The following is a 1,094-nucleotide window of genomic DNA, read 5'->3' on the forward strand; positions in this document are numbered from 1 at the left end:
AACGGTGACGTGGACAAGTCCCGGGTGGTGATCTGGGCCTACGAGATCAAGGGCGGTGAGATCACGGCCCAGCAGGAGATCAAGCTCAGCTGAGCTGAGCTGAGCCAGGATGACCGGTCGCGCGGCCAGGGCTTTCCCCCGGCCGCGCGACCGTCGGCATTGGGGCGGCCAGTGCTGCGACGACGCAGGTGGGGGTGCGGCAACAAATGCAGGTTCTCGAGCCGTTGCGGCACAAGGAGTTTCGTGCGGCGTGGCTGGGACAGACGATCAACATCTTCGGCGACGCGGTCTTCGGGGTCGCTATCGCGCTGTTTCTGCTACCGCGACCCGATGCCGCCCGCGCCATCAGTCTGGTACTGGCGATGGTCGCCCTGGGCGGCGTGGTGTCTGTTCTCGTTGGCGGCGTCCTCGCTGACCGCCGCCGCCGCACCGTCATGATCATAATCTCTGATCTGATCCGGCTTGCGGCCCTCGCGGCGATCCTCATTGCCGGCCCAGCGGCTCCGCTGCCCACCTTGCTCACCGCGGCACTCGTCATGGGTCTTGGTCTCGGGCTGTATCGGCCGGCTTATGGAGCGCTGCTTCCAGCACTGCTTCCGCCCGCGCTCATCGCACCGGGCAACGCGCTGCGGGCGATGTCGAATCGCATCGCCGCAGTAGCCGGAGCCGCAGCGGCAGGGGCCATGGTGGCTGCGACATCGGCGCAGATCACGCTCATCATTGACCTGGCGACCTTCTTGGTCAGCATCAGCACGTTGCTGGTGATTCGCGATACCGCACCCCAACTGAACCAGCGGCAGACGAGCGGATGGCAAGACTTCCGCACAGGGCTACACCATGTGCGGACCAGACCATGGATGTCGTCCATCATGGTTCAGGGCACGGTGCAACTGGCGCTGGTCAACGGGCCGTTGTATGTGCTGCTCCCGCTGGTGCTCGGCAGCGAAAGTGAACGGATATACGGTCTGGTGGTGGCGGCCGAGGCCGCTGGCTCACTAATACTGCAACCCGATGTCGTGACTTACGGTGGTTCAAGTCGTTCGCGGTAATGACAGGCTCGGGCTTGTTCTTGGCGTCGGCGGCGGTAGTAGGAC

The 1,094-nt window shown here is 64.6% G+C and carries 1 protein-coding gene; it reads left to right on the plus strand.

Annotation, left to right across the window (positions count from 1 at the left end):
* Nucleotides 1–206: 206 nt before the first annotated feature.
* Nucleotides 207–1,049, plus strand: coding sequence for an MFS transporter (locus K228_RS0125160; protein ID WP_025620819.1), 843 nt, complete (start codon nucleotides 207–209; stop codon nucleotides 1,047–1,049).
* Nucleotides 1,050–1,094: the final 45 nt, after the last annotated feature.

Origin of the sequence: Salinispora cortesiana (assembly GCF_000484695.1) — a bacterium.
GTDB classification, from domain to species: Bacteria; Actinomycetota; Actinomycetes; order Mycobacteriales; family Micromonosporaceae; genus Micromonospora; species Micromonospora cortesiana.

Bases quoted from the DNA above. Each gene is read 5' to 3' on its own strand.
- K228_RS0125160 (WP_025620819.1), top strand. From the start codon at position 207: ATGCAGGTTCTCGAGCCGTTGCGGCACAAGGAGTTTCGTGCGGCGTGG.